The 16,847-nt window shown below is 40.6% G+C and carries 16 protein-coding genes and 1 tRNA gene; 11 read left to right on the forward strand and 6 right to left on the reverse strand.

All coding sequences use genetic code 11. The annotated features are described in order from the left end of the window. Positions 1-2 precede the first annotated feature (2 nt). The 4 genes from WG989_RS03055 to WG989_RS03070 all read right to left on the reverse strand — a co-directional run bounded on the left by WG989_RS03055 (position 3) and on the right by WG989_RS03070 (position 3,736). A complete protein-coding gene (locus tag WG989_RS03055) occupies positions 3-1,355 on the reverse strand; it encodes a Gfo/Idh/MocA family protein (protein ID WP_340427262.1) in 1,353 nt (450 codons plus the stop codon). A 271-nt stretch (positions 1,356-1,626) separates the two neighbouring features. Further along, positions 1,627-2,658 (reverse strand): LacI family DNA-binding transcriptional regulator, encoded by a 1,032-nt coding sequence (locus WG989_RS03060; protein WP_340427263.1) that lies wholly within the window; start codon positions 2,656-2,658, stop codon positions 1,627-1,629. Positions 2,659-2,669: 11 nt separating this feature from the next. Next, on the reverse strand, positions 2,670-3,314 hold the full coding sequence (locus WG989_RS03065; RefSeq protein ID WP_340427264.1) for a carbohydrate-binding family 9-like protein: 645 nt from the start codon (positions 3,312-3,314) through the stop codon (positions 2,670-2,672). Positions 3,315-3,661: 347 nt separating this feature from the next. Continuing rightward, positions 3,662-3,736, reverse strand: a tRNA-Arg gene (locus tag WG989_RS03070). A gap of 115 nt (positions 3,737-3,851) precedes the next feature. Here WG989_RS03070 and WG989_RS03075 point away from each other — a divergent pair. The 4 genes from WG989_RS03075 (at position 3,852) to recR (ending at position 10,292) form a co-directional block, all read left to right on the forward strand. Beyond that, a complete protein-coding gene (locus WG989_RS03075) occupies positions 3,852-4,511 on the forward strand; it encodes a tetratricopeptide repeat protein (protein ID WP_340427266.1) in 660 nt (219 codons plus the stop codon). 421 nt (positions 4,512-4,932) lie between these two features. Further along, positions 4,933-8,091, forward strand: coding sequence for an ATP-dependent helicase (locus tag WG989_RS03080; protein WP_340427268.1), 3,159 nt, complete (start codon positions 4,933-4,935; stop codon positions 8,089-8,091). A gap of 108 nt (positions 8,092-8,199) precedes the next feature. Continuing rightward, the gene (locus WG989_RS03085; protein ID WP_340427269.1) at positions 8,200-9,615 is read left to right on the forward strand and encodes an Ig-like domain-containing domain; all 1,416 of its coding nucleotides are present in this window, start codon (positions 8,200-8,202) and stop codon (positions 9,613-9,615) included. A gap of 56 nt (positions 9,616-9,671) precedes the next feature. Next, the gene (recR, locus tag WG989_RS03090) at positions 9,672-10,292 is read left to right on the forward strand and encodes a recombination mediator RecR (RefSeq protein ID WP_340427270.1); all 621 of its coding nucleotides are present in this window, start codon (positions 9,672-9,674) and stop codon (positions 10,290-10,292) included. A 10-nt stretch (positions 10,293-10,302) separates the two neighbouring features. Here recR and WG989_RS03095 read toward each other — a convergent pair whose 3' ends face one another. Together WG989_RS03095 and WG989_RS03100 are read right to left on the reverse strand one after the other, a co-directional pair. Beyond that, positions 10,303-11,508: a hypothetical protein gene (locus tag WG989_RS03095; RefSeq protein WP_340427271.1), complete on the reverse strand. Its 1,206-nt coding sequence runs from the start codon at positions 11,506-11,508 to the stop codon at positions 10,303-10,305. Further along, positions 11,498-12,082: an RNA polymerase sigma factor gene (locus WG989_RS03100; protein WP_340427272.1), complete on the reverse strand. Its 585-nt coding sequence runs from the start codon at positions 12,080-12,082 to the stop codon at positions 11,498-11,500. The genes WG989_RS03095 and WG989_RS03100 overlap by 11 nt, the downstream gene beginning before the upstream one ends. A 309-nt stretch (positions 12,083-12,391) precedes the next feature. Here WG989_RS03100 and WG989_RS03105 point away from each other — a divergent pair, with 309 nt between their 5' ends. From WG989_RS03105 to WG989_RS03135, 7 genes are all read left to right on the forward strand, one after another. Next, positions 12,392-12,865 (forward strand): OB-fold protein, encoded by a 474-nt coding sequence (locus WG989_RS03105; RefSeq protein WP_340427274.1) that lies wholly within the window; start codon positions 12,392-12,394, stop codon positions 12,863-12,865. Next, positions 12,862-13,218: a c-type cytochrome gene (locus WG989_RS03110; RefSeq protein ID WP_340427275.1), complete on the forward strand. Its 357-nt coding sequence runs from the start codon at positions 12,862-12,864 to the stop codon at positions 13,216-13,218. The genes WG989_RS03105 and WG989_RS03110 overlap by 4 nt, the downstream gene beginning before the upstream one ends. A 10-nt stretch (positions 13,219-13,228) precedes the next feature. Next, entirely contained in the window at positions 13,229-13,795 is a 567-nt protein-coding gene (locus tag WG989_RS03115; protein ID WP_340427276.1) for a YceI family protein, read from the forward strand. Between the two features lie 3 nt (positions 13,796-13,798). Beyond that, positions 13,799-14,707 carry a DUF5777 family beta-barrel protein gene (locus WG989_RS03120; protein ID WP_340427278.1) on the forward strand — a complete coding sequence of 303 codons (909 nt, stop codon included), beginning with the start codon at positions 13,799-13,801 and terminating at the stop codon, positions 14,705-14,707. Positions 14,708-14,749: 42 nt separating this feature from the next. Then, positions 14,750-15,133 carry a hypothetical protein gene (locus WG989_RS03125; RefSeq protein ID WP_340427280.1) on the forward strand — a complete coding sequence of 128 codons (384 nt, stop codon included), beginning with the start codon at positions 14,750-14,752 and terminating at the stop codon, positions 15,131-15,133. Positions 15,134-15,405: 272 nt separating this feature from the next. Next, positions 15,406-16,401, forward strand: a complete 996-nt coding sequence (locus tag WG989_RS03130) for a homocysteine S-methyltransferase family protein (RefSeq protein ID WP_340427281.1) — start codon at positions 15,406-15,408, stop codon at positions 16,399-16,401. 47 nt (positions 16,402-16,448) lie between these two features. Further along, entirely contained in the window at positions 16,449-16,835 is a 387-nt protein-coding gene (locus WG989_RS03135) for a GxxExxY protein (RefSeq protein WP_340427282.1), read from the forward strand. Positions 16,836-16,847: the final 12 nt, after the last annotated feature.

The raw sequence follows: 16,847 nt of genomic DNA on the forward strand, positions 1-16,847 counted from the left end.
TATTAATAATCATCGTTCAATGCAAATACAGGTTTGCGATACATCCATCTTCCTCCTGTAAAATCGGGAAACTCAATTGTTTCATTTCCTTTTTCAATGGAGAGTTCGCTCAACGGTGTAATGGCACTCCATGCGGCCGCATCATACACATCCATTGGTGTTGCTGTTTTTCGTTTGATAGATTCAACAAACGAATGGATCACATAAAAATCCATACCGCCATGACCTGCACCTGCTGTTTCTTTACTCCAACGTGCCCATAACGGATGATCGTATTTATCGAACCAATCTTTGGATGCATCCCATTGATGCGGCTTTGATTGGCCTTCGATGTGCACCCCTTTATTTACATCCATCCAGATACCGTTAGTGCCTTGCACACGGAAGCCTAATGAGTAAGGACGGGGAAGATTGGTATCGTGCTGTAATAAAATAGTCTCGCCATTTGCACAACCAATGGATGTAGTAACCACATCACCCAACTTAAAATTAATTTTTGCATTCGGATGTTCAGGTCCGCATTTTTTTACAATATGCTCATGCAAGCCTCTTGCTTTACTTGAGAACGAAGAAATATTTACAAACCTGTTTCCACGGTTGATGTTAATGTAATGTGCAATGGGGCCGATGCCGTGTGTTGGATACAGATCACCATCACGATATACCGAATGATGCGTACGCCATCTTGCTTCGCTCCAGCCTTTATCGCCAAACTCACAACCTTTTCCGTATGCATCAACACCATTGTTGAATTTTACTTCACGCAGATCGTGTTGGTAGCCACCTTGTAAATGCACCAGCTCACCAAACAATCCCTGCCGCACCATGTTCAACGCTGCCATTACATCTCTGCGGTAGCAAACATTTTCCAGCATCATTACATGTGCATTGTATTGCTCGGCTGCTTTTACTACATCCCAGTGATCCTGCAACGTAATACCGATCATTACTTCGCTTCCTACATACTTAATACCTGATTGCAGAGAACCAATGATCATTTCTTTGTGCCACTCCCACGGAGTAGATATGATAATACCATCAATACCTTTCAGCTCCAGCATTTTTTTCCATGCATATGGATCGCCGGTAAATATCTGGGGCATCTTCTTTCCGCTCTTGGTGATCATTTCTTTTGAACGGCTGAGCATACGGTCATCGATATCGCAGATAGCTACCAGCTCTACATCATTACGTCTTAATACAAGATCAAGATGATTCTGTCCACGAAGGCCAACGCCGATCATTACCAGTTTTACTTTTGTGTCTGCTTTCGCAGCAAACAAACTTCCTGTAGGTAACACTGTGAGTGAGGCTGCAGTAAGCCCTGTGTTTTTTATAAAATCTTTTCTGTTCATGAACGTAGTTTAAGTTTTTTTAATGTCGCAACGTTTAGAGGCCTTGGCTCCATTGTTCAGATAATAACTATTTGTGAAAATAAGATAATTCAATACGAGAAAAGAGCGCAGTCGTTTGCACAAGATTCAGCTGCTACAGGTCATACAATTCCGATGAGTCAGGTTCACAAACTCACACCACAAAAATGTGCGTTCCTTAAAAACCTGCAATTATGCAAAAAACCGTCTGCTCAGCGTTAGAAGATCAGCAATCCGTTAAAGGAAAAATTAATTATATAATCGACTGCTGGTAAACAACCAACGTAGCAGGTATTTCCTCTTTGTAATATTCCTGGGGAGAAACTTTGTTATCGGATTTTTCGTTGAGTATCCTGATCATTAACTCCATTGCACGCTCACCCTGGCCATAAGGATATTGCTCTACAGAAACCAACGGTGGAAATGCGGTATAACTGGTGATGGGCAAATTAGCATAGCTCACAAATACAATCGTTTTATTCACTTCAATATTCTGCCGCTGTGCATACTGCACTGCATCCATATGCACATAATCGTTAAAACTGATGATCGCCTGTGGAGGAGTTTTTAAAGCAAGTAATTTTTTCATTGCAGCTTGTGTGCTCTCTTTGCTGAGATCGGTTTTTTCAACCAACTGCATATCCACTTTCAGTTTTTGTTTCGCCACGCCATCCATATAACCCGACATGCGTTCTTTACTGGCCTGCAACTTATCGGGACCATTGATAAATGCAATACGGCGGTAACCCTTATGAAACAACCAACCTACCATTTCAACAGTACCCTTGTATAAATTACAATATACTTTATGTGCATCTGTCATGTTTGGTACACGATCGAAATACACAACAGGTATTTCATATTTACGAAGCGCCTCGAGGTGATCGTACCTGTTTGTGCCTTTTGATAAGGAAATAAGCAACCCATCAACCCGCTGTTTTTTCATGGCATCCACTACCTGCTTCTCACGTTCAGGATCATCATAACTCTGTCCAAACAAAATGGTGTATTGATGTTCCATGGCTGCTGTTTCAATACCACTGATGGCTTGTGAGAAAAATTCTTCCCGTATAAACGGAATCACCACGCCAATTACAAATGTTTTCTTTTGCTTGAAAAAGATGGCTTGTGCATTTGGTTCGTACCCCAACTCTTCGGCCAGTTGTTTCACCTTCAGCTTTGTGCCAAGCCCAATACGTGGATGATCGCTCAATGCTCTTGATACGGTTGATACCGATACTTTCAGCCGCTCAGCAATTTCTTTTATGGTTGGTAGTTTATCCATGCATCACAAGATTATAAAATATTCGTTTCAAATTTAAGTTCGCCAAAAAAAGCCGGCTGATGAAAATCTGGCTCGGTTGTTTCAATATTATTCCATGCAAGAAAATGAGGTTGTGTAAGCTTATCTCCGCATTTATAAAAATTTGCTTTGCAACTCTTTCCGTCGAGTGAAAAAACAGTATGGTACATAAACACACTCCCCGGAATAATGACCTGTAATTGCCACTGTATACTGTTTGCATTTTTTTCCATTGAAGCAAAACACCGGATACGTTTTACCAATGTAACAGGTAACAGCTTCCTGTCGTTTCGATCGCTGCCAAAACCAACCAATGCGGTGCCGATGCAGTTGAATTCAAAATTGTAATAACCGCTGGTATCAAAGCTGATGAAAAATTCCACGCAACTATCTTCCCACACAGAAGAATTGATGGCTGTATTTTCATGCCGCACTTCTGCTTCTTCTACATTGAACGTAAGCAAAATGTGATCGCCTGTATGTGCAATAGAAAATGTAACGTCGGGTTTATAAGCAAAAGATGGCCAAGGTTGTTCTGCCAATTGTTGCAACGGGAGAGGATGTGTTATTACAACCGCCTGTTTTGTTGTTGACAAATCTTCCCTACACACGATATGTGGAACATGAAGTACACGCATCTTGTTTAAAACCATCCTCCTTAAGATCTTTTTGAAAATAATTCCTTAGCAGATAAATGTAAGAAATATAAAAGGGCTGCTCCTGCACAAACGTATGCGCAGATTGAAAAGGCAACCGTAAAAGAAGTCAATCATTTGCTGCAATAGATGTACAAATATCAATAACTGCCAAATATCTCCTTAAAGGAGGAAAATCAATTTACTGCGATTACACTAACCTGTGTTTGCAGTGCCGGTCTTGAAAAAGCGAATACCTGTTTTTTACGGGTTACCGTTAAGCAACCGTTAGGTTGGAACATAAAAAAACCTTGCAACGTTGATTACTGCAAGGTTTCGGTATTCCCATTTGGTAGTCCCGACAGGAATCGAACCTGTATCTAAAGTTTAGGAAACTTCTATTCTATCCATTGAACTACGGGACCGGCAGAAAATACAGTATAACTGTTTCCCTCGGGCGGCAAAAATAACAGAATTCAGCAATCTCCAATCTAAAATCTACCCTCAAACCTTACCTTTGCAGCCCAATTTGTTTTACATATGAAGTTCTTAAACGTTTATATCCGCTACAGACTTATTATCGGTATTGTGCTGCTGCTGGTGGCAGGTGTAGTTCATTATTATACCAGCTTTTGGCCATCCTTTATTATTTACCTGATTGCCGTGGTAAGTATTGTCGGTCATTTTTTCTTTGGTCCGCTTCGTCTCATTCAACAATATATGGAAGCAGGTGATATGGATGGCGCTGAAAAGATCCTTAACTCCGTAACATTTCCCGGTTTATTATTCAAACCGATCCGTTCAGTATTCTATACACTAAAGGGTAATATCGCCATGATGAAGCAGGATTTTGATGGTGCAGAGAAAATGATGAAGAAAGGAATGGACCTCGGTTCCGGTTCATCACTGATGCAAGGCACCGAAGGTGCAAGCTTATTACAAATGGGAATGCTGGCCATGCAGAAAAACAACTTCAAACAGGCAGAAAGTTATATTCGTCAGGCTCTCCGCAAAGGATTGCCCGATAAAGAAAACCAGGCTGCCGCCAACCTGCAGATGTGCAGTATTATGATGAACAAACGGGAATTCAGAGCGGCAAAAGAATTTTTCCGCAAAGCAAAAGCACTGAAGCCTTCAACGCAACAGTTGGCCGATCAGATCAAACAAATGGAGAAATATATTTCCCGGATGCCGGGATAAGTAAAGAAAAGAGGCAGAAAGGATGTTTTGCTGAATAGATCGGCGGTTCTTTCTGCCTCGACATAATCTTTACAGGTAAGCTGAATAATCAGCGGGTGTGGTAGGACAACAACGGCTAAAACCTTCAACACGTAAATGTAAACCTATCACTTCATTCAAAAAATACCACTTATAGGGTATACGATTCCCCCCAAGCCCATAAAAAAACCGCCTTTTTTTGCAAAAAGACGGTCAATACTGTACGGTTTAAGCTGGATTTTAAAAACGGGCGTGTAGTTAGTAGTTGAAAATTAGGCTAAAACCTTTTCTGTTTAACTTTTCTCCACTTTATCTTTTGCAAGCTTTATCCACAAAAGGGTGAAGCCTTTCGCAACGGTCAAAAATCCCTTTCAGCACAAGCAGAGACGATTAACTTTGAAACATGTCCATTAATAAAGAACGCCTGGAACAACGGTTCCGAGAAGAATACGAACGGCTCAATGAAAAACAGAAGCTGGCGGTTGATCATATTGAAGGGCCTGTGATGGTGATTGCCGGACCAGGCACCGGCAAAACGCAGATACTTGCCAGCCGCATTGGCAAGATTTTACTGGAAACCGATGCGCTGCCGCAAAATATTTTATGTCTTACCTATACCGATGCAGGCGTGGTGGCCATGCGCAAACGTCTATTAAAATTCATCGGGCCCGATGCATACAAAGTAAACATCTACACCTATCATGCTTTTTGTAATGATGTGATACAGGAAAATCTTTCGCAGTTTGAAAAAACAGCACTCGATCCTTTATCTGAACTGGAGAAGATCGAATTGTTTAAAGAACTCATTGATTCATTTCCTAAAAACCATCCACTGAAACGATACAGAGGTGATGTGTATTTTGAGATAACGAATCTTGATCGCTTGTTCAGCACCATGAAGAAAGAAGGCTGGACAGCAACCTTTATTGAACAAAAGATCGATGAGTACCTGACCGACCTCCCAACACGTGATGAATATGTTTACAAACGTAAGTACAAACAATTCAACGCAGGTGATCTTAAAAAAGAAAAGCTGGATGAAGAAACCGAACGCATGGAAAAACTCCGTGCAGCTGTAAAAGAGTTCGATCGTTTTCAGCAACTCATGCGCAAACGCAACCGTTATGATTTTGATGATATGATCACATGGGTCATCAAAGCATTTGAAGAAAATAAAAACATGCTGGCCAATTACCAGGAACAGTTTCAATATATTTTGGTTGATGAGTTCCAGGATTCAAGCGGTACGCAAAATAAAATTGTTGAACTACTTATCAGCTATTGGGATCAGCCGAATGTGTTTGTAGTGGGCGATGATGACCAGAGTATTTTCCGTTTCCAGGGGGCAAACGTGGAGAACATGGAAAGTTTTGCAGGCATGTATGCGAACGATCTGGTAACAGTTGTTCTATCAAACAACTATCGTTCAACACAACCCATTCTTGATATTTCAAAATCGCTCATCAACAGGAACGATGAACGTTTAATTAAAAAGATACCGGGCTTAACAAAAGATCTTCTCGCAAGTAACAGTAAGATCAATCACCTGTTGCACAACCCATCGATCAAAAGTTATCAAACGCAACGAGAGGAGATGATCGATATTACGTTGCAGGTGCAACAGCTGTTGAAAGAAGGTATATTGCCCGGTCGCATTGCAGTGATTTATAAAGAGAATAAATATGGTGAAGAATTAACGCATTACTTCAATCACCTTGGTATTCCCTTTTACAGCAAGCGCCATTTGAATATACTGGAGTTGCCGTTGGCACAAAAGATCATTCTTATACTGAAATATTTAGCTGCCGAGCATGATGTGCCGTATGGTGGCGATGAAATGCTGTTTGAATTATTACACTTCAGTTGGTTCCATATTCCGCCGATTGAAATTGCGAAACTTACGGTTGAAGTATCGGCCACACAATTCAGCGACAACAAAACATCGCTCAGGCGATTGTTGTACGAAAAAGCACACGCACCTGCCAAAGATCTTTTTTCGCAAGGCATTCATCATGGTTTAAAATCAGCAAGTGGGATTTTTGAAAAACTTGTGGGCGATGTACCGAATGTAACGTTGCAGCATTTGTTCGACAACATCATTCGTGAAACAGGCATTCTCAAACACACCATGCAAAGCCCGGACAAACATTGGCAGTTGAAAATACTCACCGGCTTATTCGATTTTATAAAAGAAGAAACAAGACGTGACCCTTCACTTTCACTGCAGGGTTTGGTTTCTATTATTGAACTGATGGAAAAGGAAGATCTGAAACTTCCACTAGTGCAGGTAAGCGGCAGCGACAACGGAGTAAATCTTCTAACAGCACATGGTTCCAAAGGTTTGGAATTTGAGCATGTGTTTGTGGCCGGTTGTAACTCCGGCTATTGGGAAAAGAAACGTAATCCTTCCAATGGTTATAAATTACCGGATACCATTTTCACTACTTCATCTGTAACAAAAGAAACCTCTACGGAAGAATTACGTCGTTTATTTTACGTAGCTATTACAAGAGCAGAAACACATTTGAATCTTTCTTTCAGTCAATTTAAAAATGATGGGAAAGAACTGGAACCATCGATGTTCGTGGAAGAGATAAGAGAAGAACAACCAATTGACATTGTGCCAGTGATGCTGAGTCCGGAAGCATTGAGTGAATTCACTGCGTTGTTGTTTGGCGAAGCACAGGCACCTGAAATTGAAAAGATCGAAGAAAGTTTTATTCAGCCAATACTGGAGAAATTTGTAATGAATGTGACGGCGCTGAACAATTATTTAAAATGTCCGCTGGAATTTTATTTCAAAAATCTCATCCGTATTCCGTCGCCCAAAAATGAAGCAACGGAATTTGGTTCATCTGTTCACTATGCATTGGAACAATTGTTTCGTAAAATGCAGGATAGCAAAACAGATACGTTTCATTCGAAACAACAATTCATTGCCGATTTTGAATGGTATATGCGGCGCCACCGTGAAAGTTTTACCAAAGAACAGTTTGCACGAAGAATGGAATACGGAGTGGAAGTATTGAGCAATTACTACGATAAATACATCAACAGTTTCTCAACTATTGTGGCTATTGAACGCAACATCCGCAATGTGATGATCAAAGGCATTCCGTTGAAAGGCAAGCTTGACAAACTGGAGTTTGATGGCAAAGCGGTGAATGTAGTGGATTATAAAACCGGCAATGTTGATAATGCCAAAGAAAAAATAAAAGGCCCCAACGATAAACAACCCGATGGTGGTGATTACTGGCGACAGGCGGTCTTCTATAAAATTCTTGTTGACAACTACGAAGCGAAAGACTGGAAAGTAGTAAGCACCGAATTTGATTTTATCGAACCCGACAAAAAGAAAGAATACCGAAAAGAAAAAATTGTAATTACTCCGGCAGATATTGAAACAGTGACCCAACAAATCGTTCGGGTATGGGAAAAAATTCAGAACCGTGAGTTTTACATCGGCTGTGGTAAAGAGGATTGTCATTGGTGCAATTTTGTAAAGACCAATGAAATGGCGGTGGCATTGCATGAAATAGAGGAAGAAGAGTCTGAACCATGATTTGGGGAGATTCGAAAGATGAAGAAGATGTATGTTTTAGAAAATCCTGTTAATCCTCTTCATCATCAAAATCAACGTTCATACAATTAGCCTAAGTTTGCAGCTTCTATGACAGCAGGCAGAATTATATCTTTTTTAGTTATCAGCGCTTTGTTTATTGGGTTATTCAGTGGCAGTGGCTGCGCCAACATTGTTCCGCCCGGTGGTGGACCAAGAGACAGTTTGCCACCTGTACTCGTATCAGCAACACCAAAGGATTCGGCCACATTTGTAAAGGATCAAAAGATTACCATCGTATTCGATGAATTTATTGAATTGAAAAATGCACGAGAAAAAGTACTCTATTCACCTTTCCCAACGAAGGATCCGGATATTGACTCCAAACTCAAAACAATTACCATCCGGTTAAAAGATTCATTGCTGCCAAATACTACTTATACTATTGATTTTGGCGATGCAGTAGTTGATTTGAACGAAGGCAACATCTTGAAAAATTTCCGATACGCATTTTCTACAGGCACATCGATTGATTCAAACGAAATAACAGGAAGAATCATTCTTGCTGAAACCGGCAAAACCGACAGTACCATGTTTGCTGTGTTGTACAACAAACAGGAAGATTCAACGGTAGCCAAACAAAAACCCATGTACGTTGCACGTGTAGATGGGCAAGGCAATTTCCGTTTCACCAATTTACCAACAGGCGCTTTTTATTTATACGGTCTTGGCGATGTAGATGGCAATAAACAATACAATCAACCGATCGAGCAATTTGCGTTTTTGGATTCTCCGATTGTTGTAAGTACTACAACTCCATCTGTTCAGTTATATGCGTATGCTGCAGAAAAAGAAAAACCAAAACCATCTTCTTCAGCAAGTGGCGATAAAATCCGTGGCTTACTTGTATCCCCCAATCTCGAGGCAGGTGCGCTGGATATATTGGATAGTTTTCGTCTACGTTATACAAAACCAATCCGAAAGTTTGATCAATCAAAAGCAAGATTGGTGATTGATTCCGCACAAACGGTAAGCGATGTAACGTTCCTGAACGACAGTATCCGGAAACAGATCATTGTGATGGCACCATGGAAAGCAGGCAGCAAGTACAAACTTTTTTTAGAGAAAGAATACGCTACCGACACTTCAGGGTTAACTGCTATTAAAAACGACACCATTTCCTTTCGTGTAAAATCAGAAAAGGAATATGGAACTGTTCGGGTTCGTTTTTCAGCACTAGATACAGCCGCACACCCGGTTCTATTTGTATATAGCGGTGAAGAAATCGTTGGCCGCTACCCATTAACAGGAAAAGAATTTTACCGTTCGATGTTTAAACCGGGTAATTACAAACTGGCGCTGTTGTACGATACAAATCAAAACGGCGTTTGGGACCCGGGTGATTATTTCTCCAAACCAAAACGACAACCGGAACTGGTACAACCTCTCAGCAATCCGCTCTTGGTGAAAGAAAACTGGGACAACGAATTGGTGATCGACATGAACGCTCCTCCTAAAAAACAATAACCGTTGTTACCGGCACAAACGAATATTTAATTCAGCATCCTTCGTACTTTCGCCACATGTCATTTTCTTCTACTTTGCTTGAACAGGCCGTCAACGAATTTTCCAAGCTGCCCGGCATTGGTAAAAAAACGGCGTTGCGTTTAGTGCTGCATCTCATCAAGCAACCGGGAGAAGAAACAAAACTGTTTGCTGATACCATTGCACGCATGCGGAAAGAAATTAAATTCTGTAACAAATGTTGCAATGTATCCGATACCGAAGTTTGTAATATCTGCAGCAATATCTCCCGCAAAAAACAGATCATTTGTGTGGTGGAAAATATCCGTGATGTAATTGCCATTGAAAGTACACAGCAGTTCAACGGATTGTATCATGTACTCGGCGGTATCATTTCGCCATTGGATGGTGTTGGGCCTGATCAGTTGACAATTGAACCATTGATCAGCCGTTTAAAAGAAGATGAAGTGGAAGAACTCATCTTTGCACTCAGCCCTAACATACAAGGCGACACAACATTATTCTACATCAGTAAAAAAATAAAAGACCTGCCTGTTAAGATAACCACCATTGCACGTGGTATTGCCTTTGGCGGCGAACTGGAATATGCGGATGAGTTAACATTGGCCCGTAGTTTACAAAACCGCCAGCCTGTGGCGAATTATGTAAGCATGAAATAAAAACGCTGCACTACCTGAGTTGAAATCTTGCACTCAAAGTTATCCCGGCATTATACAAACGAACTTTTCCATAGCCAATTCCTGCTGTGGGGATCTTGATAATTGGCTCAGCCATTAATGAAAACCGATCAGTTATTTTCCGTTCGGCAATTACAGAAAAATTTACGCCGGAGAATAAATGAAAACTGTTGTTGTTAAAGGAACGGTTTACAACGGTATCGTTACCGTATTGATTCTTATAATAATATTCGTATGATTCTTTCCGCATAATGTAGGAGGATGCACCTGCAGATACAAACAAACTCGTTTGTCTGCCACCTGCAACTCTGTATGCTACACTCAATGGAATTTCGGTGATCTTACAATCTGCATCAATCTTATTAAATGTTACATAACTATACCAATAGCCTGAGGGGTTGTAATCTTTATCTGCGGCAGAATAAATTTTTGTTGCTGTAGCAATACCTGTGCGCAGTATAATTCTGTTACGAAAACTATACTGCACCCCCACTCCTGCCAACGGCGTTACTCTTCCCCATGTATTAAAAGCAGTACCGGGTGCTTCAAGCCCCGTGCTGAAGGTTAAGGAAAAATTATTCTTAACCGGCTTCCTCACCGGAGCGATTTTTTTATTGGCTGCAATCAACGAGCTATTCTTTGCCGACTCATTTGGCAGCAACAGGAAATTTTTCCTGTTCGTAAGTAAAGCAACATTCTGGATTGGCGTTAATGAACCTTCCAGTGGAGCATCATGTATTGTATGGTTTACAAATTCCTCTTGCTTCGTTTCACCTTTTTCTGTTTTGACAAACAACAACCGTTGCTGATTCGGCTTTATTTGTACAACATCAGCTGCAACTGTTTTCTTAGGTTGTAGTGCAAGATCAGTTGAACGGTCACTATTATCATCAGCAGCAACAGGAGGTTGTTGCACGTCATATTTCTCAATTACAGGAACAGGTTTAGAAATTGAGTTTTTTGCATTGCTTAGCTTGCCTCCATCCAATTGGGTTGATCGCTTTGCAGGGAGAAATGTAGTTAACGATGCCAAAATAACACAGCTCAGCAATAAGATATACGGGAATGGTTTACCATTGGTCTCCGGCAAATGTTTATCCAGTAATACCTCCATCTTCCTCCACGATTCCTCTTCAAATTTTGGAAAAGAGTCAGGAGAAGGTTCGTTTAATTTTTTATATAGATCATCACCAGGCATTTATTTCTTTTTTAGTGGATTTTTGCAGGAGCTTATTCTGTAAAAAAGCTCTTGCCTTTGCAAAATTTGATTTAGATGTTCCTTCAGTTATGTTCAACTGCTTACCCACTTCTTTATGGGTCATTCCTTCAATGGCATACAGGTTAAAAACGATGCGGTAAGCAGGACTTAGTTCCTGAACAATTTTGATCAATTCATTGTAGGAGAGATTCGCCAGCATATCTTTCTCTTCGCCAACAGTTACATTCGTATGCTCATCATTCAAGTCTTTGAAAATGGCGTTATTCTTATTCTTCCTGTAATGGTCTATTGCGGTATTGATCATGATACGCCTCAACCACGATGTGAAGCCAAAAGCAATATCTTCTGAAAGAGGTTTGTAATTGTATATTTCCCTGAAGATCTTTAAAAACCCGTCGTTGATGATTTCCACTGCGTCTTCCTTGTCGTTGCTGTATTTGAAACATATAGACATAGCATAGTCATAAAAAGCAACATATATCTTGTTTTGATATATACGCTTATTATGCCTGCATCCTTCTATGCAATTAACTAATTCCTCTTTTGTCAGCACGGCCTGTGGTTGATATTATATTAAGTAACGAAAAGACAGAACAAACAGTTGCCTTGTGATTCAGATATTGCCTGAAACCAATTCCCTGTCTTAAGACTCTATAAAAGTTACAAAATTATTCGTAGAAAGGCAACCTTTCTCCTTCTGACTACGATAGTTAGAATACAGCGGTTTGGTAATTGGTTGATAGATATTAAAAGCTTGTTGAGTTATCCGTTAGATATTTTTATGATGCCTGGTGGTTGCAACCTCATGAACTTTCGCCTGTGAAGCATAGCAATGGAGATGACAGTTGGTTAAGTGTAGTGCTTGCTTCAAAAATTATCCGTTAACCATTTTATATATGTAACTCAATCGGCTTTTGGTATGAAAAAACGATCGCTCATAGTCTTTATTCTATTTGCAGTATTGATTGGCGCAGCAATACTCTTTATCTATACGAAATGGAATAAAGCTCCAGAAAGCATTGAAAACGCTGAGGCTGTTCGTATAAATGCAGCTGATCTTTTCCGTGAGTTTTCAGAAAATGAACAGCAGGCAACACAAACCTACAATGGCAAAGTGCTTGAAATAACCGGCATCGTCAGCTCAATTGCAATGAACCAGGAAGGAAAAACGATTGTGCAGTTGCAAACCAATGATCCCTTATTTGGCATTAACTGCACCATGGAAAAAGAGTCAAGTATAAAAGAGGGCCAGAACGTTATAATAAAAGGCGTTTGTAGTGGCTTTACAACTGATGTTATTCTTATACGCTGTTACCTTATTAATAAAACAACATGAAACTGATCTATATTACTATTCTGTGTTTAGCACTTTTTTCTTCCTGTACGTATAACAAAGAAGAGTTGTTGTACAATAACACCTGCGATACCAGCAATGTGAAATACAGTGTGCAAATAGTAAACACACTCTCTGCAAATTGTTTAGGCTGTCATACAGGTGCAAGTGCACCCGGAGGTATCATGCTTGATACATATACAGATGTGCGTACAGTTGCCATGAGCGGTCGGCTGCTTGGCGCTGTCACTCATTCACCCGGCTATCGTGCAATGCCCGACTTTGCTCCCAAACTTCCCGAATGCCGTATTGCTGAAATCAGAACATGGATCAGAAATGGCATGTTGAATAATTAAACCTGAAAACATGCGCACAATTTCTTTCATACTTATTCTTTGCTTCTCACTGCTGAAGTTGCAGGCGCAGGAAAACTATATGACCCGCAACGGGCAGATCAGTTTTTTCTCCTCCACACCATTGGAAGATATTAAAGCGATCAATAACGAAGTGGCATCTGTGATGAACCGAAAGACCGGCAGCGTTCAGTTTATTGTACTAATCAAAAGTTTCCAATTCAGGAAAGCTGCCATGCAGGATCATTTCAATGGAAAAGATTATATGGATTCGGATCGTTATCCCAAAGCTGAGTTGAAGGGAACAATCACCAACATCAGCACGGTTGATTTTACAAAAGACGGCACTTATCCTGTAACAGTGGAGGGTACACTCAGCATGCATGGTGTCAGCAATAAGATCAAAACTGCAGGGAATATCATTGTAAAAGGTAGTACTGTAACCGCTACTGCTGTCTTCACAATTAAGCTTGTCGATTATAAAATTTCTGTTCCAACCATTGTCTCAAAAAAAATAGCAGAGAAAGTGGAAGTAACGGTGAATTGCAATTACCAACTCTATCAACCAAAAACAAAATAACCCATGCTTGATAAAAAATATATGTTGTTATTGATAATGCTTATCAGTAGTTGTTTTCTCACAGCACAAGAGATCGATCTCAACAAACAACTTGAAGAGGAAAAAGAAAAACCTAAAACACAGTACACAGCCAATACATTTCAATCAACACGCATCATCAACAGTCATTCCATTGAAATTACACCAAAGGGTTATATGGATTTTCGTATTGCACACCGCTTCGGCACAGTCAATGGTGGCTTTTATGAATTGTTTGGATTAGATAATGCCAGCATGCGTATGAGTTTCGATTTTGGTTTAACACCCAATCTTATGTTCGGGGTTGGAAGAAGCACTTATCAAAAACAATACGATGCATTCGGCAAGTATCGCTTTCTCCGGCAAAGCAAAGGCGAACGGACTATGCCCATCAGTGCGGCTATTGCATCATCCATCATGCTTACAACATTAAAATGGCAAGACCCGACAAGAGAGAATCTGTTTTCATCACGTTTGCAATATGCCCATCAACTCATCATTGCCCGTAAGTTTTCAGAAGGTACGGCCATTCAACTGATGCCAACGATGGTGCATTACAATCTTGTACCAAAGGCCAGCGATCCAAATGATATTCTGGCGTTGGGCATTGGTGGTCGTCAACGTATAACTAAAATGGTATCGGTGAATGCAGAATATTATTACCTGTTGCCGGGGTCCCGTTTCGAAGGAACCACCAACTCTTTTTCCATTGGCTTCGATCTTGAAACTGCCGGGCATGTGTTTCAACTTCATTTCACCAATTCACGTGGTATGACGGAGCGAACATTCATCAGCGAAACGGCTGGCAGTTGGGGCAAAGGAAACATCCTCTTTGGTTTCAACATTTCACGGATGTTCAACTTGCAAAAGAAAAAGAAGGTTAAAACAGCATAAGCATTTGGCAGGTAGCTGCTCATTGCTGAACTTCATTCCTGAATGCGAAACACTTTACTATACTTCTTACTGTTTATCAGCATCAGCTCCTGCAGAAAACCGGGTACAACCGATGAGCCTTCAGTTAACATCAGCGACGGCACTTGGCGTATCAGCTATTTTTGGGATCAACAGGATAAAACATCCAACTACACGTCATACTACTTCATGTTCCTGAATGGCGGCACCTTCATGGCGCATGGCAGTTCAACCACCATCACGGGTATATGGAGCCAAACAGGTACAAGAATCAATATCAACTTCAGCAACCCCACAATGAGCGACCTCAACGGTGATTGGCTCAAGACCGAACTCACCAATTCAGGTATCAAACTCAAAGACGACAGTCCCTCGCAGGACGATCAATTACATTTTGTAAAAAACTAACCCTCTCCCTCAAAAGCCCAAACCCCTTGTTGGTGCGTGTTTTTCATTTACATTTGCACTTCATTCAGGCGGATTTGTTTATTGTTCGGCCAAACGGAACTAATAAACGTCAATAAAACTCTCACCCGGTTTTCCGAAACGTTTATAGTTTAAATTATGTAGCCAGCTTTTATGCTGCTATCATCTTTTGTTGCGTCGCACTCTTGTACGCCTGATGCTATTATTCATCTGCTTTATTGAACACTTTGTTCGGGCAGTTAAAATGATAAACTATGGACATCAGAAAAGAACTCGAAAAAAGAATCCTCGTTATTGATGGCGCAATGGGCACCATGATCCAGCGGCATAAATTGGAAGAAGCTGATTACAGAGGCGAACGTTTCAAAGATTGGCATTGCGATGTTAAAGGCAACAATGATCTGCTAAGTATCACACAACCACAGATCATTACCGGTATTCACAAACAATATTTAGATGCAGGTGCTGATATTATTGAAACAAATACGTTCAGCAGCACCAGCATTGCACAAGCCGATTACGATATGCAATCGTTGGCTTATGAGTTAAATGTTGCTTCTGCAAAATGTGCAAGAGAGGCGATTCAGCAATCGGGCAAAACTGCGTTTGTTGCCGGCGCCATCGGGCCTTTAAATAAAACATTGTCACTTTCTCCCGATGTAAATAATCCCGGTTACCGTGCTGTTACATTTGATGAAGTTGTAACTGCATACTACGAACAGATCAAAGGCTTGGTTGATGGTGGCGTGGATGTATTGTTGATCGAAACCATTTTCGATACACTCAATGCGAAAGCTGCCATCTTCGCCATCAAGAAATATTTTCATGATACCAATAAGCCAGAGTTGCCGATCATGATCAGTGGTACCATCACTGATGCAAGTGGAAGAACTTTGAGCGGACAGACACTTGAAGCTTTTTACATTTCAGTAATGCATGCCAATCCATTAAGTATTGGTTTGAACTGTGCATTAGGTGCGCATGAAATGCGTCCGCACATTGAAGAGCTTTCGCAGATCGCTTCCTGTTATGTATCTGCTTATCCCAATGCAGGCTTACCAAATGCAATGGGTGAGTATGACGAAGAACCTTCAGATACCGGTCATTACTTAGAAGAATGGGCAAAAGAAGGTTGGGTGAATATTGTTGGCGGCTGTTGTGGTACCACACCTGATCACATTAAACATATAGCAGATCATGTGAAGAAATTGCAGCCGAGGGAATTGCCGGTTGTAGAAGCAGCTTTTTGATTTGTGCCACGAAGGCACAAAAGCACAAAGAAACACAAAGAAGAAAAATGCAGAATGAAACAGAAATAAGAGAATGGCTTGGCAAAGAGATAGTAGATATCGCTTACCAAATTCATTTAACACTTGGGCCGGGTTTACTGGAAAAAGTGTACGAAGCCTGTTTTTGCTATGAATTAAAGAAAAGAGAAATCCCTTTTGTTACACAAAAGAAAGTTCCCATTCTGTACGATGGTATTGAGTTTGAAGAAGCCTTAAAACTTGATATACTTGTTGATGACAGAATTATTATTGAATTAAAAGCTCAGGAAAATTTTAACCCTGTATGGGAAGCTCAGCTTCTAAGCTATATGCGCCTAACAGATAAACAACTTGGCTTTATTATAAACTTTACTGTTCCATTAATTAAAAACGGCATCAAGCGCATGATCCTTTGAGAACTTTGCGTC

Origin of the sequence: Lacibacter sp. H407 (assembly GCF_037892605.1) — a bacterium.
Lineage (GTDB): Bacteria > Bacteroidota > Bacteroidia > Chitinophagales > Chitinophagaceae > Lacibacter.

What these genes read in the sequence shown, in the direction of transcription:
- WG989_RS03130 (WP_340427281.1), top strand. Translation starts at nt 15,406, where the DNA reads ATGGACATCAGAAAAGAACTCGAAAAAAGAATCCTCGTTATTGATGGC.
- recR (WP_340427270.1), top strand. Translation starts at nt 9,672, where the DNA reads ATGTCATTTTCTTCTACTTTGCTTGAACAGGCCGTCAACGAATTTTCC.
- WG989_RS03095 (WP_340427271.1), bottom strand. Translation starts at nt 11,508, where the DNA reads ATGCCTGGTGATGATCTATATAAAAAATTAAACGAACCTTCTCCTGAC.
- WG989_RS03065 (WP_340427264.1), bottom strand. Translation starts at nt 3,314, where the DNA reads ATGCGTGTACTTCATGTTCCACATATCGTGTGTAGGGAAGATTTGTCA.
- WG989_RS03075 (WP_340427266.1), top strand. Translation starts at nt 3,852, where the DNA reads ATGAAGTTCTTAAACGTTTATATCCGCTACAGACTTATTATCGGTATT.
- WG989_RS03080 (WP_340427268.1), top strand. Translation starts at nt 4,933, where the DNA reads ATGTCCATTAATAAAGAACGCCTGGAACAACGGTTCCGAGAAGAATAC.
- WG989_RS03060 (WP_340427263.1), bottom strand. Translation starts at nt 2,658, where the DNA reads ATGGATAAACTACCAACCATAAAAGAAATTGCTGAGCGGCTGAAAGTA.
- WG989_RS03055 (WP_340427262.1), bottom strand. Translation starts at nt 1,355, where the DNA reads ATGAACAGAAAAGATTTTATAAAAAACACAGGGCTTACTGCAGCCTCA.
- WG989_RS03135 (WP_340427282.1), top strand. Translation starts at nt 16,449, where the DNA reads ATGCAGAATGAAACAGAAATAAGAGAATGGCTTGGCAAAGAGATAGTA.
- WG989_RS03125 (WP_340427280.1), top strand. Translation starts at nt 14,750, where the DNA reads ATGCGAAACACTTTACTATACTTCTTACTGTTTATCAGCATCAGCTCC.
- WG989_RS03085 (WP_340427269.1), top strand. Translation starts at nt 8,200, where the DNA reads ATGACAGCAGGCAGAATTATATCTTTTTTAGTTATCAGCGCTTTGTTT.
- WG989_RS03110 (WP_340427275.1), top strand. Translation starts at nt 12,862, where the DNA reads ATGAAACTGATCTATATTACTATTCTGTGTTTAGCACTTTTTTCTTCC.
- WG989_RS03115 (WP_340427276.1), top strand. Translation starts at nt 13,229, where the DNA reads ATGCGCACAATTTCTTTCATACTTATTCTTTGCTTCTCACTGCTGAAG.
- WG989_RS03120 (WP_340427278.1), top strand. Translation starts at nt 13,799, where the DNA reads ATGCTTGATAAAAAATATATGTTGTTATTGATAATGCTTATCAGTAGT.